This is a genomic window from Sphingomonas sp. LH128, assembly GCF_000293195.2.
Classification (GTDB): Bacteria; Pseudomonadota; Alphaproteobacteria; order Sphingomonadales; family Sphingomonadaceae; genus Novosphingobium; species Novosphingobium resinovorum_A.
Map to the genome: position 1 here is coordinate 28,250 of NZ_ALVC01000397.1, position 23,740 is coordinate 51,989.

Annotated in this window: 23 protein-coding genes; 8 read left to right on the plus strand and 15 right to left on the minus strand. The window is 65.8% G+C overall.

The features are described 5' to 3' along the window. Window positions 1-1,317: a pyruvate dehydrogenase complex dihydrolipoamide acetyltransferase gene (locus LH128_RS26270; RefSeq protein WP_008832726.1), complete on the minus strand. Its 1,317-nt coding sequence runs from the start codon at window positions 1,315-1,317 to the stop codon at window positions 1-3. 172 nt (window positions 1,318-1,489) lie between these two features. On the opposite strand from LH128_RS26270, the gene LH128_RS26275 reads away from it, so the two are divergent. After that, on the plus strand, window positions 1,490-1,945 hold the full coding sequence (locus LH128_RS26275) for a universal stress protein (RefSeq protein WP_008832727.1): 456 nt from the start codon (window positions 1,490-1,492) through the stop codon (window positions 1,943-1,945). 170 nt (window positions 1,946-2,115) lie between these two features. Here LH128_RS26275 and rnr read toward each other — a convergent pair whose 3' ends face one another. The 9 genes from rnr to radA all read right to left on the minus strand — a co-directional run bounded on the left by rnr (window position 2,116) and on the right by radA (window position 11,476). Next, on the minus strand, window positions 2,116-4,446 hold the full coding sequence (gene rnr, locus LH128_RS26280; RefSeq protein ID WP_008832728.1) for a ribonuclease R: 2,331 nt from the start codon (window positions 4,444-4,446) through the stop codon (window positions 2,116-2,118). Window positions 4,447-4,591: 145 nt separating this feature from the next. Then, the gene (locus tag LH128_RS26285) at window positions 4,592-5,176 is read right to left on the minus strand and encodes a DUF805 domain-containing protein (protein ID WP_008832729.1); all 585 of its coding nucleotides are present in this window, start codon (window positions 5,174-5,176) and stop codon (window positions 4,592-4,594) included. A gap of 34 nt (window positions 5,177-5,210) precedes the next feature. Continuing rightward, complete coding sequence (proS, locus tag LH128_RS26290; RefSeq protein WP_008832730.1) at window positions 5,211-6,758, minus strand: proline--tRNA ligase; 1,548 nt, start codon at window positions 6,756-6,758, stop codon at window positions 5,211-5,213. Between the two features lie 155 nt (window positions 6,759-6,913). Next, on the minus strand, window positions 6,914-7,351 hold the full coding sequence (locus LH128_RS26295) for an NUDIX hydrolase (RefSeq protein ID WP_008832731.1): 438 nt from the start codon (window positions 7,349-7,351) through the stop codon (window positions 6,914-6,916). 21 nt (window positions 7,352-7,372) lie between these two features. Then, window positions 7,373-7,933: a polyhydroxyalkanoate synthesis repressor PhaR gene (gene phaR, locus LH128_RS26300; RefSeq protein WP_008832732.1), complete on the minus strand. Its 561-nt coding sequence runs from the start codon at window positions 7,931-7,933 to the stop codon at window positions 7,373-7,375. Between the two features lie 106 nt (window positions 7,934-8,039). Beyond that, window positions 8,040-9,029, minus strand: coding sequence for an alanine racemase (locus LH128_RS26305; protein WP_327195273.1), 990 nt, complete (start codon window positions 9,027-9,029; stop codon window positions 8,040-8,042). 112 nt (window positions 9,030-9,141) lie between these two features. After that, window positions 9,142-9,561 (minus strand): iron-sulfur cluster assembly scaffold protein, encoded by a 420-nt coding sequence (locus LH128_RS26310; RefSeq protein WP_037521507.1) that lies wholly within the window; start codon window positions 9,559-9,561, stop codon window positions 9,142-9,144. Window positions 9,562-9,568: 7 nt separating this feature from the next. Further along, window positions 9,569-10,096, minus strand: coding sequence for a CvpA family protein (locus LH128_RS26315; protein ID WP_008832735.1), 528 nt, complete (start codon window positions 10,094-10,096; stop codon window positions 9,569-9,571). Window positions 10,097-10,108: 12 nt separating this feature from the next. Continuing rightward, window positions 10,109-11,476: a DNA repair protein RadA gene (gene radA, locus LH128_RS26320; protein ID WP_008832736.1), complete on the minus strand. Its 1,368-nt coding sequence runs from the start codon at window positions 11,474-11,476 to the stop codon at window positions 10,109-10,111. Between the two features lie 70 nt (window positions 11,477-11,546). Here radA and LH128_RS26325 point away from each other — a divergent pair, with 70 nt between their 5' ends. Then, window positions 11,547-13,871 (plus strand): patatin-like protein, encoded by a 2,325-nt coding sequence (locus LH128_RS26325; RefSeq protein ID WP_008832737.1) that lies wholly within the window; start codon window positions 11,547-11,549, stop codon window positions 13,869-13,871. Between the two features lie 93 nt (window positions 13,872-13,964). Here the strand turns inward: LH128_RS26325 and dnaJ are convergent, their stop codons facing one another. Then, window positions 13,965-15,089, minus strand: coding sequence for a molecular chaperone DnaJ (gene dnaJ / locus LH128_RS26330; RefSeq protein WP_008832738.1), 1,125 nt, complete (start codon window positions 15,087-15,089; stop codon window positions 13,965-13,967). Window positions 15,090-15,170: 81 nt separating this feature from the next. Continuing rightward, on the minus strand, window positions 15,171-17,075 hold the full coding sequence (gene dnaK, locus LH128_RS26335) for a molecular chaperone DnaK (protein WP_008832740.1): 1,905 nt from the start codon (window positions 17,073-17,075) through the stop codon (window positions 15,171-15,173). A 188-nt stretch (window positions 17,076-17,263) separates the two neighbouring features. Between dnaK and LH128_RS26340 the strand changes: the two genes are divergently transcribed. Beyond that, complete coding sequence (locus tag LH128_RS26340; protein WP_037521497.1) at window positions 17,264-17,836, plus strand: copper chaperone PCu(A)C; 573 nt, start codon at window positions 17,264-17,266, stop codon at window positions 17,834-17,836. 14 nt (window positions 17,837-17,850) lie between these two features. Then, window positions 17,851-18,321 (plus strand): hypothetical protein, encoded by a 471-nt coding sequence (locus LH128_RS26345; protein WP_008832742.1) that lies wholly within the window; start codon window positions 17,851-17,853, stop codon window positions 18,319-18,321. Window positions 18,322-18,508: 187 nt separating this feature from the next. Here the strand turns inward: LH128_RS26345 and LH128_RS26350 are convergent, their stop codons facing one another. The 3 genes from LH128_RS26350 to hrcA form a co-directional block, all read right to left on the minus strand. Further along, window positions 18,509-18,769, minus strand: a complete 261-nt coding sequence (locus LH128_RS26350; protein ID WP_008832743.1) for a hypothetical protein — start codon at window positions 18,767-18,769, stop codon at window positions 18,509-18,511. Between the two features lie 140 nt (window positions 18,770-18,909). Beyond that, window positions 18,910-19,476, minus strand: a complete 567-nt coding sequence (locus LH128_RS26355; protein WP_008832744.1) for a nucleotide exchange factor GrpE — start codon at window positions 19,474-19,476, stop codon at window positions 18,910-18,912. Window positions 19,477-19,493: 17 nt separating this feature from the next. After that, the gene (hrcA, locus tag LH128_RS26360; protein ID WP_008832745.1) at window positions 19,494-20,537 is read right to left on the minus strand and encodes a heat-inducible transcriptional repressor HrcA; all 1,044 of its coding nucleotides are present in this window, start codon (window positions 20,535-20,537) and stop codon (window positions 19,494-19,496) included. A gap of 89 nt (window positions 20,538-20,626) precedes the next feature. Here hrcA and rph point away from each other — a divergent pair, with 89 nt between their 5' ends. The 4 genes from rph to LH128_RS26380 form a co-directional block, all read left to right on the plus strand. Continuing rightward, window positions 20,627-21,343: a ribonuclease PH gene (gene rph / locus LH128_RS26365; RefSeq protein ID WP_008832746.1), complete on the plus strand. Its 717-nt coding sequence runs from the start codon at window positions 20,627-20,629 to the stop codon at window positions 21,341-21,343. Next, complete coding sequence (gene rdgB / locus LH128_RS26370) at window positions 21,343-21,984, plus strand: RdgB/HAM1 family non-canonical purine NTP pyrophosphatase (RefSeq protein WP_008832747.1); 642 nt, start codon at window positions 21,343-21,345, stop codon at window positions 21,982-21,984. Before rph ends, rdgB begins: the two co-directional genes overlap by 1 nt. Continuing rightward, window positions 21,968-23,476: a tetratricopeptide repeat-containing sulfotransferase family protein gene (locus tag LH128_RS26375; RefSeq protein ID WP_008832748.1), complete on the plus strand. Its 1,509-nt coding sequence runs from the start codon at window positions 21,968-21,970 to the stop codon at window positions 23,474-23,476. The genes rdgB and LH128_RS26375 overlap by 17 nt, the downstream gene beginning before the upstream one ends. A 31-nt stretch (window positions 23,477-23,507) precedes the next feature. Next, the coding region (locus LH128_RS26380; RefSeq protein WP_008832749.1) for a radical SAM protein at window positions 23,508-23,740 on the plus strand (233 nt) is incomplete at its 3' end.

Genomic DNA, 23,740 nt, shown 5'->3' on the forward strand with positions numbered 1-23,740 from the left:
TCAGGCGATCATGCTCAGCGGGTTCTCGACGAACTCGCGGAACGCGGCCATCAGGCGCGCTCCGTCGGCGCCATCAATGGCGCGGTGATCGAAGCTGCCAGTTGCCGTCATGATCGTCGCCACTCCCAGCGATCCGTCTGGCATCACCCACGGACGCTTGTCACCTGCACCAATGGCGAGGATGGTCGACTGCGGCGGGTTGATGACGGCAGTGAACTGCTTGATGCCCATCATGCCCATGTTGGAGATCGAAGCGGTGCCACCCTGATATTCCTCGGGCTTGAGCTTGCCTTCCTTGGCGCGGGTAGCAAGGTCCTTACTCGCCTTGGCGATCGCCGAGAACGACTTCTCGTTGGCACCCTGGACGATCGGGGTGATGAGCCCGCCGGGGATCGAGACCGCCACCGAAACGTCGGCGCGCTCGTACTTGATCAGCTCGTTGCCGGCGAAAGTCACGTTGCATTCCGGCACCGCGATCAGTGCGGCGCCCAGCGCCTTGACCAGCATGTCGTTGACCGAAACCTTGACACCCTGCTTTTCCAGCGTGGCGTTGATCTGCGAACGCAGCGCCATCAGCTTGTCGAGCTGCACGTCCACAGTCAGGTAGATGTGCGGCGCTTCCTGCATCGACTGCGTAAGGCGGCGCGCGATCGTCTTGCGCATGCCCGAAAGCTTCTCGACCGTATGCGGGACGCGGGCATCGAGCAGGGCGCGGGTCTCGTCGGCCATCTCGACCGAAGACGTCGCGGCGGCGGCGGGAGCAGCGGCCGGGGCCGGGGCCGCGGGTGCCGGAGCGGCCTTCTTGGCGGTGCCACCCTGCGCGGCCTCGACGTCGGCCTTGACGATGCGGCCGTTCGGGCCGGAGCCAGCGACGCCCGAGAGGTCCACGCCCTTGGCATCGGCGATGCGCTTGGCGAGCGGGGTGGCGACGACGCGGTCACCCGAAGCTGCGGCCTTCGGCGCGGCTGCCGGAGCGGGCTTGGTTTCAGCCTTTGCTTCGGCCTTCGGAGCCTCTTCCTTGGCGGCGGCCTCCGGGGCTTCAGCCTTGGGCGCTTCGATCGCCGAGGCGTCCTCGCCCTCTTCGACCAGCACGGCGATGACGGTGCCGACCTTGACGCCTTCGGTGCCCTCGGCGACGCTGATCTTGCCGATCACGCCTTCATCGACGGCTTCGAATTCCATGGTCGCCTTGTCGGTCTCGATCTCGGCCATGATGTCGCCGGAGGAGACGGTATCGCCTTCCTTGACCAGCCATTTGGCCAGTTTGCCCTCTTCCATGGTGGGGGACAGGGCGGGCATCTTGATCTCGATGGGCATGGAAACTGTACGTTCCTTATTGTCCGTAGGGAGGCCGCTTTCGGGCGCTGGCCCCCTCCTTGGACGGCTTGAGCGTTGCGTTCAAGAACCTTGCAGTTTCTTTTTTCGCAACAGTGGTGGCTTGTCTTGCAGGCTTCGCGTATCGATAAGCCGGTTGGAGAGGGAACCACCCATGCGCATCTACCTGGTGATCGTCGACGAGAGCGAGGAAGCGCTCGTCGCCCTGCAGTTCGCGGCCCGCCGCGCGGCCAAGACCGACGGTGCGCTGCACCTTCTGGCGCTCGTTCCGCCGCAGCCCTTCAACGCCTTCGCCGGGGTCCAGGCGACCATCGAGGAAGAGGCCCGCGCCCGCGCCGAGACGCTGGTGACGGCGGCGGCCGGAAACCTTTTGTCGCAAGGCGCAAAGATGCCGGTCATCTCCGTTCACATGGGAGAAGACATCAAGATCGTGCGCAAATATCTGGAGGAGCATCCCGAGGTTTCGGCGCTGGTGCTCGGCGCGGCGAAGGAAGGCGGACCGGGCGCTCTGGTCGCGCACTTCACCGGGCCGGGCATGGCGCATATGACCTGTCCGGTGTTCGTGGTCCCCGGCGGGCTCGATGCCGAAGCGATCGAACGGTTGAGCTGAGCGGCACGGGGCGGCACCTAACGGCACCCAAGGGTGCCACAAACGGTCCATGGCCCCATGGTAACTCGTCATTGCGAGCGTAGCGAAGCAATCCAGGGCGGCTCAAAACTGCCCTGGATTGCTTCGCTACGCTCGCAATGACGATGAGGGGCTGGATCGAGTGCGGGGCGTTACCGCTTGCCCCGCCCCTGATGCCGGATGTTCTTCGGCCGCCCGCGCTGGCCGACGAAGTGCTTGCCCTTGTGCTTGAGCGCCGGAGCATTCCCGCGCGGCTCGATCCGGCCGCCGCCGTCGGGAAGCTCGTACTTGAGAGCGCCGGTCAGCGCATTGGCCTCCGCCAGTCGCAGCTTGAGGATCTGGCCGATCGAGAAGACCGTGCCCGTCTCGTCGCCGACCAGCACTTTGGCTTTCTCATCGAACGTGAAGCGCTCATCCCCCAGCGTCGAGACCGGGACCAGACCGTCACCGCCGAGGCCGACGATGGTGGCGAAGAAGCCGAACTTCTGGACGCCGGTGATGCGGGTGTCGAACACTTCGCCCACGCGGCTCGCCAGCCAGGCGGCGACGTAGCGGTCGATGGTCTCGCGCTCGGCCTCCATGGCGCGGCGCTCGGCCTGGCTGATCGCGTCGCTGACGCGGCCGAGGTCTTCGCGGTCGCGCTCCGACAGGCCTGACAGCGCCGGAATGTCGGCTTTTGGCTTCGGCTGCTCCAGCCCATAGGCATCGACCAATGCGCGGTGCACCAGAAGGTCCGCATAGCGCCGGATCGGCGAAGTGAAGTGCGCGTAGGACGCCAGCGCCAGCCCAAAGTGGCCGGCATTGGCGGGGCCGTAATAGGCCTGCGTCTGGCTGCGCAGGACCGCTTCCATGATGAGCGCTTTCTCGGTCTCGTCGGTCACGTCCTTGAGCATGCGGTTGAACAGGCTGGGCGTGATGACCTGCCCCATCGCCAGCTTCTTGCCGAACGTCGCGAGGTAGTCCTTGAGCGCCATCAGCTTCTCGCGGCTCGGCGTCTCGTGGATGCGGTAGACGACGGGCGCGGTCTTGGCCTCCAGCGCCTTGGCGGCGGCGACGTTGGCGGCGATCATGAAGTCCTCGACCACGCGGTGGGCATCGAGCCGCTCGCGGATCGCGATCTCGGTGATGCGGCCCTTCTCGTCCAGCTTCACCCGGCGCTCGGGCAGTTCGAGTTCCAGCGGATCGCGATTGCTTCGCGCCGTGGCCAGCGCCTTCCACGCGGCCCACAGGTTCGTCAGGTGCTCTTGAGCGCGGCCCTCGTCGATGCGCGCCTGCGCTTCTTCATAGGCGATCACTTCGTCGATGCGCACGATCGCGCGGGTGAAGCGCCAGTCGGTGATCTTGCCCTCGGCGTCGATCTTCATGTGGCAGGCCATCGCCGCGCGGTCCTCGCCCGAGCGGAGCGAACACACGTCGGCGCTGAGCACTTCGGGCAGCATCGGCACGACGCGGTCGGGGAAATAGACCGAGTTGCCGCGCCGACGCGCCTCGCGGTCGATCTGGCCGCCGGGGCGGACGTAGAACGAGACGTCGGCGATGGCGACGAGCGCGTCGAAGCCGCCCTCCCCGTCCGGCGCCGCCCAGATCGCATCATCATGGTCGCGCGCGTCGGAGGGATCGATGGCGACGATCGGCAGGTGCCGCAGGTCTTCGCGGTGCTCGGCGCTGAGCGGCAGCTTGGCCGAAACCTGCGCCTCTTCCAGCACTTCCTCGATGAAGTGGTTGGGAATGCCGTGCTTGTGGATGGCGATCAGGCTGAACGACTTGGGCGCCAGCGGTTCGCCGAGCACTTCGGTCACCTTGACCGAAGGCCGCGCCGAACGGCCGATCGGCACGCCGAGCACCAGTTCGCCGGCCTTCGCCTCGCCAAGGTCGGAGATCGGCGAGGAATTGCGGATGCGCTTGTCCACCGGCGCCAGCCAGGGCTTGCCGCCGCCGTCGATCTCGACGACGCCGAGGATCTGGTCGGCGCGCAGTTCCAGCTTCTTCATCGGGAAGGCGCGCCAGCCGGTAGCGCTTTCCTCGGTGCGCGACAGCACGCGGTCGCCCTTGCGCAGCGCCGAGCCGCGCCCCTTCTCGATCAGGCGGATGCGCGGCGGCGGGGTGGCGTCATCGGGCTGCCAGGTATCGGGGACGGCGATCGCCTCTCCCTCGTCGATGTCGATCACGCGCAGGACGGTGACCTTGGGCAGCCCGCCCATCTTGTGGAAGGCAGTGCGCTTGCCGTCGATCAGGCCCTCTTCGGCCATGTCCTTGAGCAGCGCCTTGAGCTGGATCTTTTCATTGCCCTTGAGGCCGAAGTGGCGCGAGATTTCGCGCTTGCCCGCAGGTTCGCTCGAGCTCTGGATGAAGTCGAGGATCTGCTTGCGGGTGGGCAGTCCCGGCGTGGGGCGATCCTTCGCCGAACAATCCTTGACCGGACGGTTGGCGGTGAGCCGATTGCCTGAGGTTCGGTTATTGGCGGGGCGGTTGTTTGCGGGCATCCCACGCAGATGCCCCCTGCAGCCGTGCAATGCAATCTCGCAGGCGCGAATTGCCCCCGGAAGCCAGGCCGCCTTGTGCGATCGCTCGTCTCATCCCCCTATTTCGTCATTGCTTCGCTCCGCTCGCAATGACGAAAAGTGGGCCTTAGATGTGATCGGGCTCCGCACCGTAACGGTTGGTGCCGTCGCTCGAGGGCCAGACGCCGAACACGATGATGAGCAGCAGCGGCACATAACCGAGCATGCCGTTCAGCATCACGCTGGCCTGCGCCTCCTGCAGCTTCACCATGTCGCCGCTCTGGGCGATGATCATCATCTCGGCGACCTTGTCGACCGAAGCGACCGCCATGCCCAGCGCCGCGAACTGGATCAGCGCCGTCAGCCCGGCGATCCAGCCCGGCTTGTCGGAATCGTGCAGCCGCCGCGTGAACGAGGCGACCAGCAGACCGGTCAGCACGAGTGTGCTGGCGACGGAAGCCCAGACTGAAGTGCGCATCATCCCCGAAAGGCGGCTGAACATGCGCTTCTGCATCTCGGCTTCGCTCAGCCCCTGCTTCGCAGCCTCGAACACGTCGGCCATCATCGGTGCCGTCATCACAATCGAGATCACGATGGAAATCACGATCTGGATGATCGCCAGGAATAGGAAATAGAACCAGAAGGCCGAGCGACCCTCGCGTCCCTTGAAGTTGGTCAGGTTCGCGAGGTTGTATTTAATCGCTGCGATCATCCGGAGCCCCCGTGTGAAATCAGTAAGACCCCATTCAGTAGGATCGGGCGACGTATATCTTCTCCACGGCGCCACGTCCCGTGAAAATGCAGTTACCGGTCGCGGGTTCGGCGCCCAGCGGCGTATTGCGCATGGTGAGCTTAAGGCCCTTCAGCTTCTGGACCACCGCTTCGAGTTCATCACCGGTCGGGCGCGCCCACTCGACTTCGACCCAGCCCGGATAGCGCTTGTCCTCGGCGAAGAACGCCGCGAGTTCCTCGAAGCTGGAAGCCTTCGAGATGTTCGCATCGCGCCTGGCCTTGGCTTCGGCGTGGAGTGAGGCCTGGATGTCCTCGATCTCGGCCGAAGCGCGGGCCAAGAATTCGTCCTTGGCGAGGCCGACGAAGTTCGCCTTGCCCGCCTCGGTCCACAGCTTGTCGCGGCGCAGCATCGAGACCTGACCGCCCGCCGCATCGCGCCCGCCGATCTCGAGGATCAGCGGCACGCCCTTCTTGACCCAGGCCCAGCGCTTCTGCGTGGCCTTGCCGGGGCGCTTGTCGAGCAGCACGCGCACGCTTTCGCCAAGGGCCGACTGGCCGACGAGGGCCTTGCGCAGTTCCTCGCAGTAGGCGAGCAGCGCGTCGTCCTCGGGCGTGTCGCGCAGCATCGGCAGGATGACGATCTGGTGCGGCGCCACGGCGGGCGGCACGCGCAGGCCGTCGTCGTCGCCGTGCGTCATGATGAGGCCGCCGATCATGCGGGTCGAGGTGCCCCAACTGGTCGTGTGGGCATACTGCTGCGTGCCCTCGCGGTCCTGGAAGGTGATTCCGGCAGCATGGGCGAAGCCGGTGCCGAGGTAGTGCGAAGTGCCCGCCTGCAGCGCCTTGCCGTCCTGCATCATCGCCTCGATCGAATATGTCGCGACGGCGCCGGGGAAGCGCTCGTTCTCGGGCTTTTCACCGGCGATGACGGGCATCGCCAGCTCGGTCTCGGCGAAGTCGCGGTACATTTCGAGGGCGCGCAGCGTTTCGGCCATGGCGTCGTCGCGGTCGGCGTGCGCGGTGTGGCCCTCCTGCCAGAGGAACTCGCTGGTGCGCAGGAACATGCGGGTGCGCATTTCCCAGCGCACCACGTTGGCCCACTGGTTGACCATCAGCGGCAGGTCGCGCCACGACTGGACCCAGCGCGCCATGGCCTGGCCGATCACGGTTTCGGAGGTGGGGCGCACGATCAGCGGCTCTTCCAGCTTCGCCTCGGGATCGGGCACGAGGCCGCCCTTGCCGTCGCCGACGAGGCGGTGATGGGTGACGACCGCCATCTCCTTGGCGAAGCCCTCGACGTGCTCGGCTTCCTTGGCGAAGTAGGAGAGCGGGATGAACAGCGGGAAGTAGCAGTTCTGCACGCCCGCCGCCTTGATGCGGTCGTCCATCAGGCGCTGGATGCGTTCCCACACGCCGTAGCCCCACGGCTTGATGACCATGCAGCCGCGCACGCCCGATTCCTCGGCCATTTCGGCTTCGGAGATGACTTCCTGATACCACTGAGCGAAATCGTCTTCGCGCTTGGTGGAGAGGGCGTGGCGGATCGCGGTCTTCTGATTCATGGCGCGCCTGTTAGCGAGACTTGGCGCAAGGTTCAAATGAATGGCGACGCGCTCTGCACGACCCTTCGACAAGGTCAGGGTGAGCGGGGGGTAGTGCAAACCTCCCAAACCCGCTCAGGCTGAGCTTGTCGAAGCCCCCGAAAGCCCGCGCGACCTTAGAACATCTCGGCCAGATCTTCCGGAAAATACGGTTCCTCCAGCGCGGCCAATGCCGCGCGGTCGAACCAGCGCCAGCTGCGCATCACCGAGCGTTCCAGTTCGGTGTGGCCGCCGGTGTCGATCGCCTCGGGATCGGTGCCCGCAGGAGTGCGTATGCGGAAATAGCGCTCGTCGGCCGTCACCGGCACGCCTTCGATGGTGATGAAATCGGCGATCCGCTGCGCCATTTGCGGTCCCGGCTCGGCAACGAAGCCGGTTTCCTCCAGCAGTTCGCGCCTTGCCGCGTCCTCGTAGCTTTCGCCGGGATCGACCGCCCCGCCCGGCGTACACCAGAACGGCGGACGGTCGGGCGGGTCGAACCGGAACAGCAGTACGCGCTCAGCCGGATCGAGCAGAATGATGCGCGCGGCAGGGCGAGCGACGCGGGAGGTCATCACTTCGCCCCTTCGGCTTGCTTACTTGCCCAGCGCGTCGAGGCGCTTCTGGATTTCAGCCATCTGGTCGCGCAACGCGGAGAGATCGCCTGCGTCCTCGGCGGGCGGCGCCTTGGTTTCCGGCTGCTTTTCCGCACCGGGCATGAAGGCGGAGGACGCAGCGCGGAACATCGCCATGTTTTGCTCGGCCAGCTTGGCGAGCGGGTTGTTGCCCAGGCTGTCCTCGAACGCCTTGGCGAGCTTCGCCTGGTTGGCGCGAAAGTTCTCCATCGAGGCTTCCAGGTAGTGCGGAATCAGCGACTGCATCTGGTTGCCGTACATGCTGATGAGTTCGCGCAGGAAGTTGACGGGAAGCATCTGCTCACCGTTCGATTCCTCTTCCATGATGATCTGGGTGAGGATCGTGTGGGTGATGTCGGCGCCGGTCTTGGCGTCGAGAACCTTGTAGTCCACCCCTTCGCGCGTCATTTTCGAGAGATGATCGAGCGTGATGTAGCTTGACGAACGGGTATTGTAGAGCCGCCGGTTAGCGTACTTTTTGATGATTACGGTGTTGTCTTCGCCAGACGCCGTTTCAGTCATTTCCAGTCCCCATTTGCCGGATAGTTAAGTTACCATTCCGGGATATCGCATTGCAACACAAATTGCTGCGCAGCAAAAGAGGAAATCGGCGGAAATTCCGCGATTTTCAGCGCCCGAACCGCCTGCCGAGCAACGTCAGCAGCTCATATTGCGACAGCCCCGTGGTTACCGCAGCCTGAGGCAGCGCATAGTCCGCCGTGATCCAGTCGCCCTCCGCCACGTCGGGAGCATGGGTGAGGTCGACGACGGTGAGGTCCATGCTCACCCGGCCTAGTACCGGCAGAATCGTTCCTGCGGCGCAAAAGCGTCCCTTGCCAGACCAGCACCGCAAATAGCCGTCGGCATAGCCGAGGGCGATCGTCCCTACCCGCATTGCGGCAGGCGCGGTGAACGTCGCGTTGTAGCCGATGGTCTCGCCCGCTTCGACATGACGGACCTGCAGGATCGCGGTCTGCGGGCGAACGACCTGGCGCAGCATGGGCGCCATCTCCGGCCGGGGCACTCCGCCGTAAAGGGCAATGCCGGGGCGGGTCAGATCGCCGTGATAGGCCTCGCCCAGCGCGATGCCGCCGCTGTTGGCGAGGCTTGCCCGCTTGTGGCGAACCCGCGTGCGGGCATCGTTCCAGCGCTCGCACTGGATGACGTTGAGTGGCGTATCTTCCTCGGCGGCCACGAGATGCGAGAGCAGGACGTCGATCTCGAGCTGTGCCAGCACCGGCTCGGCCAGTTGGTCCAGCGTCACGCCCAGACGGTTCATCCCGGTATCGACCATCAGGTCGCAGCGCCCGCCTCCAGCGTCGATCCAGCGCCGTGCCTGTTCGAGCGAGTTGATGACCGGCTTCACGCCTGTCGCCTGCGCATAAGCGGCGTCCTGCGACGTCAGCGGTCCGTGGAGAACAGACAGCGAGCCGGGGCTCGCCACTTCAAGCACCGCGCGGACTTCCGACCAGTGCGCCACGAAGAAATCTTCGCATCCAGCGGCTTGCAGCAAAGGCACGACCTTGTGCACGCCGAGGCCGTAGGCATCCGCCTTGACCGCTGCCCCTGCCCGCGCGCCGCCCGACATGCGGTCGAGCGCGCGCCAGTTGGATTGCAGCGCGTCTTAGTCGAGATCCAGGCGGAGCGCCGGAGCGGGCAGGTCGGAATACGAAGTCACGTGATGGCCCATAGACCCAGCTGTCATGCCGGGGCAACTCGGCTGCAGTCGCTCAGATGTGGGAGATCGCCTCGACCGCCGCATCCCATGGCAGCAGGACCGCACCGTGCCGCGCAGGATAGTCCCGCGCGGCGGAGATCGCGGCGAATCCGGGCCATTGCGGCAATGCGCCCTCGCCTGCCAGCCACGCTACCACGGCGGCGCGCGTCGCAAGGATGTCCTTGACGGACGCGCCCGGTGCATTGCGGGCGAAGATAGCGGCGGAGGCCTGCCCGATCGCGCAGGCGTGGCTGCGCAGCCCGACGCGCGCGATCGCACCGGCATCGTCGAAGGCGAGGCCCAGCGCTATCGTGCTGCCGCAACTGCGCGAACGGGCTTCGCCGCGCAGGGGCAAGTCGTCGGTCAGCGGATGACGGGCCAGTTCGATCGCGAGTGCGAGAACGTCCGGCGTATAAAGTACGGCCGTGGACACGCCGGTCTTACTGCGCTTCGTGCGCTGCTTCGGCCGCACGGGCCTCCGCACGGCGTTCGGCGATGAGCTGTACCAGCGCTTCGCTGCTGGCGTTGATGAAGGGGTAGGTGCGGGCCTGCGTGATCCATTCGGGACGGCCGCCGATGCCCCAGATCGTATCGTAGCCCAAGACCAGCACCGAGAAGCCCAGCACGATCACGATCACGCCCTTCACCGCGCCGAACCCGAAGCCCAGCACCCGGTCGATCGGGCCGAGCACGGAGGCGCGGCTCTTGGCACCGGCCCACTTGGCGACCAGCTTGACCGCCAGGAACGGAATGCCCAGCAGCAGCGCGAAGGCCAGCACCGCCGCCCCTGAATCCGAACTGATGTAATCGCCCAGTGCCGCTGTCAGCGGCGTATGGAACAGCCGGATGGCGAAAATGGCGAAAATCCACGCGGCAAGTGCAAGGATTTCCTGCACGAAGCCGCGAATGAAGCCGGTAATGGCGCCAATTCCCACGAAGAGGAGGACGGCGATGTCGAAGCCAGTCATAGACTCGCTGAATTAGGCATCGGACAGGATGCGGTCAACGAGGTTGGGCAGCATCGTCAGCCCGGAAAACGTCAGGCCCTTTTCCGGCACCGGACCGTTCGCAGGACCGAACGCTTTCGAGAACCCCAGCTTGGCCGATTCGCGCTGCCGGATCGAGGCATGGGCCACCGGCCTGATCTCTCCGGCCAGCGAGACTTCGCCAAACCATACGGCATCGGTGGACAAGGGCTTGTCGCCGAGCGCCGAGACCAGCGCGGCCGCCACTGCAAGGTCTGCGGCCGGATCACCTAGCCGGTATCCGCCCGCAACGTTGAGGTAGACTTCGGCATTCGAGAAACTGAGCCCGCAGCGCGCCTCCAGCACCGCCAGCAGCATCGCCATGCGGCCCGAATCCCAGCCCACCACCGCGCGGCGGGGCGTGGCGCCGCTCTGCAGCCGGACGATAAGCGCCTGGATTTCCACCAGTACGGGGCGGGTGCCTTCCATCGCCGGGAACACGGCGCTGCCCGCCATCGGTTCCTCACGACCCGAGAGGAAAAGCATCGAGGGATTGCCGACTTCAGCCAGCCCCCAGCCTTCCATCGAGAACACGCCGATTTCGTCCACCGGGCCGAAACGGTTCTTGATCGAACGCAGGATGCGGTACTGGTGGCTGCGCTCTCCCTCGAAGCTCATCACCACGTCGACCATGTGTTCCAGCACGCGGGGGCCGGCGATGCTGCCGTCCTTGGTGACGTGGCCGACGAGGACAAGGGTGACGCCGTTTTCCTTGGCATAGCGGATCAGTTCGAAGGCACAGCCGCGCACCTGACTGACCGTGCCCGGCGCGCCTTCGATCTGGTCGGAATGCATCGTCTGGATCGAATCGATCACCAGCAACGATGGCTTGTCCATCATCCCCAGCGTGGTGAGAATATCCCGTACCGACGTTGCCGCCGCGAGCTGGATCGGCGCCCTGGACAGCCCGAGGCGCTCGGCCCGAAGGCGCACTTGCCCTGCCGCTTCCTCACCGCTGACGTAGACCGACAGCCCTCCTGCTTGGGCGACGTTGGCGGAAACCTGCAGCAGCAGCGTGGACTTGCCGATACCGGGATCGCCGCCCATCAGAATGGCGGAGCCGGGCACGAGCCCTCCTCCGAGCGCGCGGTCGAATTCCGATATGCCGCTCGTCTGCCGCCTGGGCACTTCGCCGGGCTGGTCGAGCGGGGTGAACTGTATCGGACGTCCGCCCGAGGACAAATCATGCTTCGCCGAGAACACCGTCTGCGGCGCGTCCTCCGCAAGCGTGTTCCACTCCCCGCAATCCGGGCATTGGCCCTGCCATCGGGTGGAGACGCCCCCGCAGGCCTGGCAGACATATCGACGTTTGGGTTTCGCCATGCCGCCCGCGTAAACGGAACGGAATGAGAACGCAATTGCCAATCCTGTAACCCTGCGTAAGATAACCCGCATGCAGCAAAAAGAACTGCGGATCGCTCTGGTCTGTTATGGGGGTGTCAGCCTCGCCGTTTACATGCATGGCGTCACCAAGGAGCTGTGGAAGGCCCTGCAGGCGAGCCGCGCCGCGTGGGCGAACGCGGCTGACGAGGAGGCGCCGCAAGGCAGCGCTGCGGTTTATCTCGACCTGCTCAGACGGCTCGAGACTGCCGGCAACTTGCGCCTCCGGATACTCACCGACATCGTCGCGGGAGCGAGCGCGGGCGGAATCAACTCCATCTTCCTGGCGCAGGCGATCAATTCCGGCCAGTCGCTGGAGCCGCTGACCGACTTGTGGCTCGATACCGCCGACGTGGACGTACTGCTCGATCCCGAGGCGAAGCCCTGGTCGAAGGCCGCGAAGTTCTGGGCGACCCCGCTTGTCACTTATCTGCTGCACCGCCCGGGCAACGCCGTCAGCGAAAGCGTAGCACCCGAGACACGGGCGGAAGTGCGCGAGAAGCTGTCACGCCTCGTGCGCTCGCGCTGGTTCGAGCCGCCGTTCGGAGGGATCGGCTTTTCGCGGCTCCTGCACCGTGCACTGACGGCGATGAGCAAAGTTCCGGCAGGCCGGCCTTTGCTGCCGGCCGGGCATCCGCTGGACCTCTTCGTGACGGCGACCGACTTCAAGGGCCATCTGGAGACGCTCCGCCTCCATTCCCCTCAGATGGTGCTGGAAAGCGAACATCGCCTGACCTTCAGCTTCCGCGCGAAAGTTGGCACGCAAGGTGCTGCGCTGGCGCCGATTCCCGAACTGGTGATGGCGGCGCGCGCCTCGGCGAGCTTCCCGGGCGCCTTTCCGCCTCTGCAGATCAGCGAGATCGATCGCCTTGTCGACGAACAGGGCGAGGTCTGGCCGACGCGCGATGCGTTTCTCGCCCGGATCATGCCCGAGCATGCCCGGCGCGGCGATCTCGGCTGCGTTTCGCTCATCGACGGGTCCGTGCTGGTGAACGCGCCGTTCGCCGATGCCATGGAAGCCCTGCGCGACCGTCCCGCCGCGCGGGAAGTGGACCGGCGCTTCGTCTACATCGACCCCACTCCCGACCATCTCGGAGCGGAGATGCGCCGGGACGATCAGTTGCCGGGGTTCTTCCCGGTGATCTTCGGTTCGCTTTCCGCCATCCCGCGCGAGCAGCCCATCCGCGACAACCTCGAGGCGCTGGAGCAACGCTCGCGCGAGATGGCGGCGCTGCGCGAGATCGTGGTGGCGCTGCGCCCGGAGATCGAGGAGACGGTGGAGAAGCTGTTCGGGGGAACCTTCTTCCTCGACCGACCGACACCGAAGCGCCTCTCGGCATGGCGCACCAAGGCGCAGTTCGCGGCGTTCGAGCAGGCGGGCTTCGCCTATCACGGCTATGCGCAAGTCAAGTTCAGCGGCATCACCGCGATGCTGGCGCGCATGGTCTTCGAAGCGGCGCCCGAACTCGAACTGCATTCACCCGAGCCGGTGCGTGACCGGTTGATAGAGCATCTTGCCGCGAACGGCCTCGACCGGGCGCAAGGGCTGCGGGATGCGCATTCGCCGGCGATGATCGAGTTCTTCCGTACGCACGACCTGCCCTTCCGGGTACGGCGTCTGCGGTTGCTCGCCCGCCGCGTGACGCAGGAGTGGGAGGCCGAGCCCGGCGTCACCGATCAGGACCGCGACGCAGCCCGCACGGCCATCTATCGTGCGCTGGCGCTTTATATCGACCGGGAACCGCTAGTCGCGCTTGGCGAGGATTTTCCGGCGCTGGCGCGCATGTTCTTCGAAGATCCTCAGTCCGTCGTCGATCACGTGGCGCAGGCAAGGAGTCTGCTGGAAACCGACGCCGCGGTGGACGAACTGCTGGCCGAAGCGCTGTCCGCCATGCCGCAGGCGCTGCGGCGGCGCGTGCTGCTGGCCTACCTCGGCTTCCCGTTCTACGACACCGTCACTCTTCCTCTGCTGCGCGGCGAGGGGCTGACCGAGTTCGATCCCGTGCTGGTCGATCGCATCTCGCCTGAGGACTGCCACGCGATCCGCGACGGACTTCGCGAGGAAACGCTGCGCGGCAAGGAGTTCTTCAACTTCGGCGCGTTTTTCAGCCGCAGCTACCGGGAGAACGACTATCTCTGGGGACGGCTCCACGGCGCCGAGCGGATGATGGACCTCATGGCCTCGACGCTGTCGGCGGAGCATGCGATTTCCGCGCCGGAACTGCTGGGGTTCAAACGGCGCGCCTTCCTGGCGATTCTCGACGAAGAGAGGCAGCGACTGCGCGCCGATCCGGGGCTGGTGCAGCGGATCAGGCGCGAGGTCCTGGCAGGGAAATAGGAAGCCACAGTTCGTCATCGTGAGCGTAGCGAAGCAATGGCGAGGTTGGAAAGGGGAGCGGGTGAGCCAAAATCGGCCCTACCCGCTCGCCACTTACTCCGTCAGGTCGGTCCAGGCGTCCTTGATGCGGTCGAAGAAACCCTTCGACTGCGGGCATTCGTCGCCGGTTTCGGTCGACTGCAGCTCGCGCAGGATTTCCTTCTGGCGTGCCGACAGCTTGGTTGGGGTTTCCACCGCGATCTCGATCACGAGGTCGCCGCGGCCGCGGCCCTGCAGAACCGGCATGCCCTCGCCGCGCTTGCGCAGCTGCTTGCCGGACTGGATGCCTGCCGGAATGTCGAGCTGGATCGCCTCGCCGTCGATGCCGGGAATCTCGATCGAGCCGCCCAGCGCCGCCGTGGTGAAGGTGATCGGCACCTTGGTCACCAGCGTCGTCCCATCACGCTCGAACACCCGGTGGCGCTTGACGTGGAGGAAGATGTAGAGGTCGCCCGGAGGCGAGCCGAACGGCCCGGCCTCGCCCTTGCCGGAGAGGCGGATGCGGGTGCCCGAATCGACGCCCGGCGGAATGTCCACCTGCAGCGTCTGTGGCTTGTCCACCCGGCCCTCGCCGCCGCACGAACGGCAGGGCTTCTCGATCACCTCGCCCCGGCCGTGGCAGGTGGGGCAGGTGCGTTCGACCACGAAGAAGCCCTGCTGCGCCCGGACCTTGCCGTGGCCGCCGCACATCGAGCAGCCGCGCTTGCCGGTGCCGGGCTGTGCGCCCGAACCGTTGCAGGGTTCGCACGATTGCGAGACTTCGATGGTGATCTCGGTGCTCTTGCCCCGGAACGCTTCGTCGAGGCTGACTTCCATGTCGTAGCGCAAGTCGGCGCCGCGCCGCTGCTGCTGACGAGCACCGCCACCGAAGGCGCTGCCGAAGATGGATTCGAAGATGTCGCCGATATCGCCGAAGTCTCCGCCGCCCTGGCCGCCGCCCGCGCCCTGCTGGAACGCGGCATGGCCATAGCGATCGTAGGCCGCGCGCTTCTGCGGGTCCTTGAGGCAGTCGTAAGCCTCGCTGATCTGCTTGAAGCGCGCCTCGGAATCAGCGCAGCCCGGGTTCTTGTCCGGGTGGAAGCGCATGGCGAGCTTGCGGTAGGCCGACTTAAGGACCTTGTCGTCCGCCGTGCGCTCCACCTCGAGCAGTTCGTAATAGTCGATTTCAGTCGCTGACACGTGATATTTCCCCGTCGGAATACCTTAACCGCCACCGGCGCGGTTTGCACAGGTGGCGGCCAGGGTTTTCATCAGGACTTGTCAGCCCTTGTTTTCGTCGACTTCCGAGAACTCGGCGTCGACCACGTCGTCGTCGGCCTTGGCGGCTTCCGGCGAAGCAGCGGAAGCCTGCTCCTTCTCGTAGATGGCCTGACCGACCTTCATCGCCACCTGGGTCAGTTCCTGAGCCTTGGCGTTGATTTCGGTCGCGTCGTTGCCTTCCAGAGCGGTCTTGGTCGCGGCGATCGCGGCCTCGACTTCAGCCTTGAGCGAAGCGTCGATCTTGTCGGCGTGCTCACTCAGCTGCTGCTCCGTCGCGTGGACGAGGCTGTCGGCCTGATTGCGGGCCTCGGCCGATTCGCGGCGCTTCTTGTCCTCTTCGGCGAACTTCTCGGCGTCACGGACCATCTGGTCGATGTCGCTGTCCGAAAGGCCGCCCGAGGCCTGGATGCGGATCTGCTGTTCCTTGCCGGTGCCCTTGTCCTTGGCGGAGACGTTCACGAGGCCGTTGGCGTCGATGTCGAAGGTCACCTCGATCTGCGGGACGCCGCGACGCGCCGCCGGGATGCCGACGAGGTCGAACTGGCCGAGCAGCTTGTTGTCCTGCGCCATCTCGCGCTCGCCTTGGAACACGCGGATCGTTACCGCCTGCTGGTTGTCCTCGGCGGTCGAGTAGACTTGGCTCTTCTTAGTCGGGATCGTCGTGTTGCGGTCGATCATCTTGGTCATGATACCGCCCAGCGTCTCGATGCCCAGCGACAGCGGGGTCACGTCGAGAAGCAGCACGTCCTTGACGTCGCCCTGCAGCACGCCGGCCTGGATCGCCGCGCCCATGGCGACGACTTCGTCCGGGTTCACGCCGGTGTGCGGTTCCTTGCCGAAGAAGTCCTTCACGACTTCACGCACCTTGGGCATGCGGGTCATGCCGCCCACGAGCACGACTTCGTCGATGTCCTTGGCCGAAAGGCCGGCATCGGCGATGGCCTTGCGGCAGGGCTCCAGCGTGCGCTGGATCAGGTCGGCGACCATGCGCTCCAGGTCGGAACGGGTGATCGTCTCGACGAGGTGCAGCGGGGTGGTGGCGCCGCCTTCCATGCGCGCGGTGATGAAGGGCAGGTTCACTTCGGTCGTCGCGGTGGACGACAGTTCGATCTTCGCCTTTTCAGCCGCTTCCTTCAGGCGCTGCAGAGCCAGCTTGTCGGTCTTGAGGTCGAGGCCTTCCTTGGCCTTGAACTTGTCCGCCAGCCATTCCACGACCTTCGAGTCGAAGTCTTCACCGCCGAGGAAGGTATCACCGTTGGTCGACTTCACCTCGAACACGCCGTCGCCGATTTCCAGAACCGAGACGTCGAAGGTGCCGCCGCCGAGGTCGTAGACCGCGATCGTCTTGCCGTCCTGCTTGTCGAGGCCATAGGCCAGCGCCGCAGCGGTCGGCTCGTTGATGATGCGCAGCACTTCGAGACCGGCGATCTGGCCGGCGTCCTTGGTCGCCTGGCGCTGGGCGTCGTTGAAATACGCGGGAACGGTGATGACCGCCTGCGTGACCGTCTCGCCCAGATACGATTCGGCGGTTTCCTTCATCTTCTGGAGCGTGAAGGCGCTGATCTGCGAGGGCGAGTAATCCTCACCGCCAGCCTGAACCCAGGCATCGCCGTTCTTGCCCTTGACGATGTGGTATGGAACCAGCTCGGTGTCCTTCTTGGTCACCGGGTCGTCGAAGCGGCGGCCGATGAGGCGCTTCACCGCGAAGATCGTATTGTTGCCGTTGGTCACGGCCTGGCGCTTTGCAGGCTGCCCGATCAGGCGCTCACCATCCTTGGTGAAAGCGACGATCGAGGGCGTGGTGCGCGCGCCTTCTGAATTCTCGATGACCTTGGGCTTGCCGCCGTCCATGACGGCGACGCAGCTGTTGGTGGTGCCAAGGTCGATACCAATTACTTTAGCCATTATCCCCATTCCTCACGTCAGTGGGTGACACCGTGCGGATCGCCTCCCTTACACAAGGCAAGGCAGCTTGCACGGCTCGGTGACGTTCCAAGTCGTCGAGGCCGGATATAGGTGACGTTTCGCTTGGAACAAGCCTGTGTGAATGGCATTAGGCGCAACGATTCAGAAACGGGGCATAACAAAGGGAAATGCCTGTGACCAAACGTAACCTGCCCCCCCATGCCTCGCTGGTCCTGATCTGCTCCGTGGCGCTGATGTCCATGGTCGCCGGTTGCGGCAAGACGCCCGACAGCCCGACCGAATCGAATGAGGCCACCCTTTCCGGCCCCGACGCCAAGCCTGGCATGGTGGCCAGCGACGGCAAGCTGGTGCTTCCGATCGTCGCGGGCCGCCCGGGCGCAGTCTACTTCACCGTGCGCAACGACGGCGCCGAGCCGGTTACGCTGGCAGGTGTCCATGTCTCGGGCGCAGCCAAGGCGGAGATGCACCAGAGCAACGGCGGCAGCATGGCCAAGGTCGACAGCCTGCCGATCGACCCGGGCGCCTCGATGGTCTTCGCGCCAGGCGGCCTTCACGTGATGGTCTTCGACGTCTCGCCCGATCTCAAGCCCGGCGGTAAGGCGGAGCTGACGCTGACCTTCTCCGATGGTGACAAGCTGTCGATGCCGCTGCAGGTCGAGGCCTTGGGGAGCGATACGGGGGGCGGTGGCATGAACCATGAGGGCATGGATCACGGCTCCATGGAAGGAATGCAGCACTGATCGTCGGTCCGGCCGTGGATCAACGAGGTGAGCGGGCGCTGACGGCAGGCGAGGTCGATCTCGTCGGCTCGATCTTCGGGGATGCGGTGGACTGCGCGCCGGTGCGTGTCCGTCGCCGCCGATGGTTCCCGTTCCAGCCCGTCAACACGGTCATGGCGCCTTGCGGGCACCTGCACTTCCATCCCCGCAGCGATCTCTATCTGGATGATTTCTCGCGCGCTGCGCCGGGACTGCAGGGGTTGTTCATCCACGAGATGACCCATGTGTGGCAAACCCAGTGCAAGGGACGCTGGTATCTGCCTCTGATGCGTCATCCGCTATGTCGTTACGATTATGTGCTGAGGCCGGGCTGGACACTCGATCGCTATGGCATCGAGCAGCAGGCGGAGATCGTGCGGCACGTCTTTCTGCTGCGTGAGGGGCTGCACTTTCCCGGAGCGCCGGAACTGGCAGCCTATCGCGGGATTCTGCCGTTCGGGGCGTAACTATAACGCCATTGCGAGCGCAGCGAAGCAATCCAGGGCAGTTCCACCCCGCTCTGGATTGCTTCGCTGCGCTCGCAATGACGATGTAACTCGCAAAGGCGCATGTAAATCGTAGAACAAGCCTCTACGAAACAGGGCGCAGGCACTTATGCGCCCGCGCCCTGCTCGAATTAACCTGACTGCCTGATCAGCAATCGCGATCCCAGTAACGGTCGCCGCGACGATCGTAGCGATAGCAGCCGCGATCGTTCTTCTTGGCCTGCGAACCGGCTACGGCACCAGCCGCAGCGCCGATCGCCGCGCCGGTGCCGACGTCACCGCCCGCGATCGCGCCGACGCCCGCGCCGAGCGCACCGCCTGCAAGGGCGCCCTCGCCCGCATAGTTGCTCGCGCAGCCACCGATGCTCAGCGCACCGGCGGCCAGAATGGGAAGGATGAGCTTGCGCATCGATGTTCTCCGAAAATTCTGTAGCCTATGCACAAGTGAACGGAAGCGCGCGCGTGAGGTTCCCCGGCAACAATACGATACGGCCCGCCTCCGGTATTTGCGGAGGCGGGCCGAATGTTCAGCTTAATGGAGAAACCCGATCAGTCCGGCTTCTTGGCCACCGCGACCATGGCCGGGCGCAGCAAGCGGTCCTTGATCATGTAGCCAGCCTGCATTTCCTGCAGGACCGTACCCGGCTCGGCGTCCGCCGAGGGAAGCTCGATCATCGCCTGGTGCTGGTTGGGGTCGAGCGGCAGGCCCATCGCGGCGATGCGGGTGATGCCGTGGCTGGCGAAGACCTTGTCGATCTCACGACCGGTGGCCTCGATACCTGCAACGAGGCCCTTGAGCTTGTCGTCTTCGCGCAGTTCCGCGGGGATCGCAGTCAGCGCGCGGGCGAGGTTGTCGGACACCGAGAGAATATCGCGCGCGAAACCGGTCGCAGCATAAGCGCGGGTGTCGGCGATGTCCTTTTCGAGGCGGCGGCGCACGTTCTGCGTTTCGGCGCGGGCGTAGAGTACGTCCTGTTCGGCCGTAGCCAGTTTCTCGCGAAGAGCCGCGATTTCCTCGTTCTCGCCCTTGGTGTCCACGAAGTCCTCCGGCACGCCCTGAAGTTCCTCTGCCACTGCGGGATCTATGGCGGGCGACTGTGTCTTGTCGTCGGTCATTTGTTCTTTGGTTCCAGCTATCCGATGAGCTTGCCCAGGCTCTGGGCAGTGAAGTCCACCATGGGGACGACGCGCGCATAATTCAACCGAGTCGGGCCGATTACCCCCACCACGCCGACCACCCTGCCCTCGCGGTCGCGATAGGGTGAAGCGATGACCGAGGACCCGGAAAGCGCGAAAAGCCGGTTCTCCGAACCGATGAATATGCGCGTCGACTGCGCTTCGCGCGCGGTGTCGAGCAGGTCGGCGACGGACTGCTTGTTCTCGAGGTCGTCGAGCAGCGAACGGACGCGTTCGAGGTCGGTCAGCGCGGCCTCGTCGAGCAGGTTGGCCTGCCCGCGCACGATCAGCACCGGCCTTGCAGTGGCATCCTCGCTCCACACGGCGAGACCGCGCTCCACGAGATCGCTGCTCGCAGCATCGAGGGCGGACTTGCCCGAAGCGATTTCGGCGCGCATCGCCCGCGCAGCCTGCGCCAGCGTGCGACCGCCCAGATGCGCGGAGATGTAGTTGGAGGCTTCCTCCAGCGCGCCGGAGGGAAGGCCCATCGGCAGTTCCAGCACGCGGTTCTCGATCCCGCCATCTTCGCCCACCAGCACCGCCAGCGCCCGGCCCGGTGCCAGCGGCACGAGTTGCAGGTGCGTGAGTCGCGGCTCCCGGCGCGGCACCATGACCACGCCTGCACCCGACGAGAGGTTCGAAAGCAGGGCGCTGGTAGCCTCCAGCGCCGCTTCGATCGGCCCGGGCGCGGCGATGCGGCGCTCGATGGCCTGTCGTTCCTCGGCTGTGGGTTCGGCCACCTGCATGATGCCGTCCACGAACAGGCGAAGCCCCGCCTCGGTCGGCAGGCGCCCCGCGCTGGTATGCGGTGCGGCGAGCAGCCCCAGCCCTTCGAGGTCTGCCAGCACCGAACGGATTGAGGCGGACGACAGGCTCACCCCGCCCGGCCCGGCGAGCGTCTTCGAGCCCACTGGCACGCCGGTCGCCAGATACCCCTCCACTACAAGGCGGAAGATGTCGCGGGCGCGGGTGGTCAGTTCGGTGATCGGGGGCGTGGGCATATCGCGTGTCAATTTAGCCATCGCTCTTGAACCCTCAAGCCCAATGCGCCTAGGGCGAGCGGGTATTTTCACGACGAGGATTCCCAAGAATGCGCCCTTCCGGCCGTGCACCTGACGAAATGCGTGCCATCGACATCCAGACCGGCTTTACCAAGCACGCGGAAGGCTCTGTCCTGATCTCCTTCGGCGACACCCGCGTGCTGGTCACCGCCTCGGTCGAGGAGAAGGTGCCGCCGTTCCTGCGCGGCAAGGGCGAAGGCTGGGTGACGGCGGAATACTCGATGCTGCCCCGCGCCACGCATACCCGTGGCAGCCGTGAAGCCGCCAAGGGCAAGCAGTCGGGCCGCACGCAGGAAATCCAGCGCCTTATCGGCCGCTCGCTTCGCGCCGTGGTCGACATGAAGAAGCTCGGCGAACGCCAGATCGTGCTCGACTGCGACGTGCTGCAGGCCGATGGTGGCACCCGCACCGCCTCGATCTCGGGCGCCTGGGTGGCGCTGCGCCTTGCCGTCGACAAGCTGATGGCCGACGGCAAGATCAAGGAAGATCCCATCACCGCGCGCGTCGCCGCGATCTCCTGCGGCATCCACCAGGGCACCCCGGTGCTCGACCTCGACTACATCGAGGACAGCGGCGCCGACGCCGACGCCAACTTCGTGCTGATCGAAGGCGGCCTGATCGCCGAGGCACAGGCCACCGCCGAAGGCGCGACCTACGACGAAGAGGGCCTGCTGCGCCTGCTGCGTCTCGCCCGCATCGGCTGCGAGGGCATCTTCGCGGCGCAGGCCAAGGCGGTCGGCCGCTGATGACGCGCAAGCTCGATGGATCGAAGCTGGTCATCGCCACGCACAACGCGGGCAAGCTGCGCGAGATTTCCGCGCTGCTGGCCCCGTTCGGTGTGGACTGCGTCTCGGCGGGCGAGCTTGGCCTGCCCGAGCCGGAGGAGACCGGCACGACGTTCGTCGAGAACGCGCTGCTCAAGGCCCATGCCGCTGCGAAGGCGGCGGGGCTGCCCGCTCTGGCGGACGACAGCGGGCTTTCGGTGACGGCGCTCGGCGGCAGGCCGGGCGTCTACACCGCCGACTGGGCGGAACGGCAGTGGTTCGAGGGTGAGCCCGGCCGCGACTGGTACATGGCGATGGGCAAGGTCGAGGGCTTGCTCAGCGAGCAGGGACCGGATGTGGACCGCTCGTGCTGGTTCACCAGCGTCCTTGCGATCGCATGGCCCGAGGGCGACGAGGCTATATACGAAGGTCGAGTTGACGGCACGTTCTCCTGGCCACCGCGCGGCACTATGGGATTCGGCTATGATCCCGTCTTCGTGCCTCAGGGCCAGAACGTCAGCTTTGCGCAGCTCACCGTCGCGGAAAAGCAGGCGATGAGCCACCGCGCCGACGCTTTCGAGAAGCTGGTGGCCGATCAGTTCGGCGATGCCGCTCACGGCTGACGATGCCCGCCTTGGCCGGGAGGCGGCCGCGAAGGGGCAACTCGGCGCGGCCATCCGGCATTTTCGCGCGGCGCTGGAGCAGATGCCGGGCGATCCGGCGATCACTCTATGGCTTGGACAAGCGCTCTGCGCGTCCGGGCAGCTCTACGAAGGCGTGCCGTGCCTGCGCGATGCGGGCCTGGCGCGTCTGTCCGGTGGTATCGCTCCCGCAGACCTGCTCCCGGTCGCGCAGCTGCTGCAGAGGGTCGGCGATCCGGCGGCCTCGCTTGCGCTCTTGCAAGGCATCGCCGCAAGCGGCCTCGACGAGTTCGGTTTGTGGCATGCAACCGCCACTGCCGCCGCGCAGTTGTCGCGCCACGAACTGGCGCTCGACGCCTGCGAGCGCGCCTCGCGGCACGCCCCCGACGCGACCGCCCTTTCAGTCCTGACTGCAAGCATAGAGATCGATGCCGGAAGGGCGCATGATGCAGCGGCCCGGCTCGACGCCGTTCTTGCCCGCGAGGCTCCCGTTCGCGACAGAATGCGCGCCCATCGGGAACGCGCTCGTGCGCTGGACAGACTGGGCCGCTGGTCGGAGGTCTTTCCCGACATCGAGGCCGGAGCCGCGCTCGCCGCGCAAGTCCCGGAATATGCCGCGCAGGATGCCGGTGTGGTCGCCCGCATCCTGAAACGGGACGCTGCGGATTTCGACGCCGCCATGGTTGCACGCTGGCGCCGGGAGGCACCGGCCGACGACCATCCAGCGCCTGTGTTTCTCATCGGCTACCTTCGCTCCGGCACCACGCTGATGCAGGAGGTTCTTGCCTGTGCGCCCGGCGTCACGGTCGCCGATGAGGCGCCGCTGCTGTCCGGCACGCAAGCCGCTATGCGGCCGGGACCGTCTCGCCTGAGTGCCCTCGATGCCCTCGATCGCAGCACCGTCGCCGCGCTGCGGGCGCGCTATCGGGCACTTGCGGCCATGCGCCTGGGGCCGGGAGTTGCCACCGGCCGCCTCATCGACAAGTTCGCGCTCAACGTGATCGACCTGCCGGTGATCCTGCGCCTGTTCCCGGAAGCGCCGATCCTGTTCATGGTCCGAAGCCCACGCGATGCCTGTCTGTCAAGCGTCCTGCAGATGATGCCGCCCTCGCCTTCGACTGTGAACCTGCTGCGCTGGGATGACGCGGTGCGCTTCCACGCGCTGATAACCGGCGCATGGCGGCGTTGGCGCGATGCGCTGGGATTGCGGGCCTGCGAAGTACGCTACGAAGCACTTGTCGATGACCTCGAAGGCACCATGCGCGCGATCCTGCCCGCCCTCGACCTGTCATGGACCGAGGGCATGCGCGATTTCCACAAGAGCGCCGCCACGCACGCGATCAACACCCCCAGCCGCAGCCAGGTGACGCGCCCGCTCAATCGCGCCTCGGTGGAGCGCTGGCGCCATTACGAGGCCGAGTTCACGGCGGTAGAACACCTGCTCGTCCCCGCCCTCGACGATTGGGGCTATTGACTTCGCGCGCCTATCCGCGCCTGAGAGAACGATGGCCCGCGCCCTCTACATCCATTGGCCGTTCTGTCTCGCCAAGTGCCCTTACTGCGACTTCAACAGCCATGTCCGCGACCGTATCGATCACGCGCACTGGCAGGAAGCGCTGCTTGCCGACATGCGCCACGAACACGCGCTCGCAGGCGGAGAACCGCTGGAGTCGATCTTCTTTGGCGGCGGCACGCCCTCGCTGATGCCGCCCGCGCTGGTCGCGCGGCTGCTGCAGGA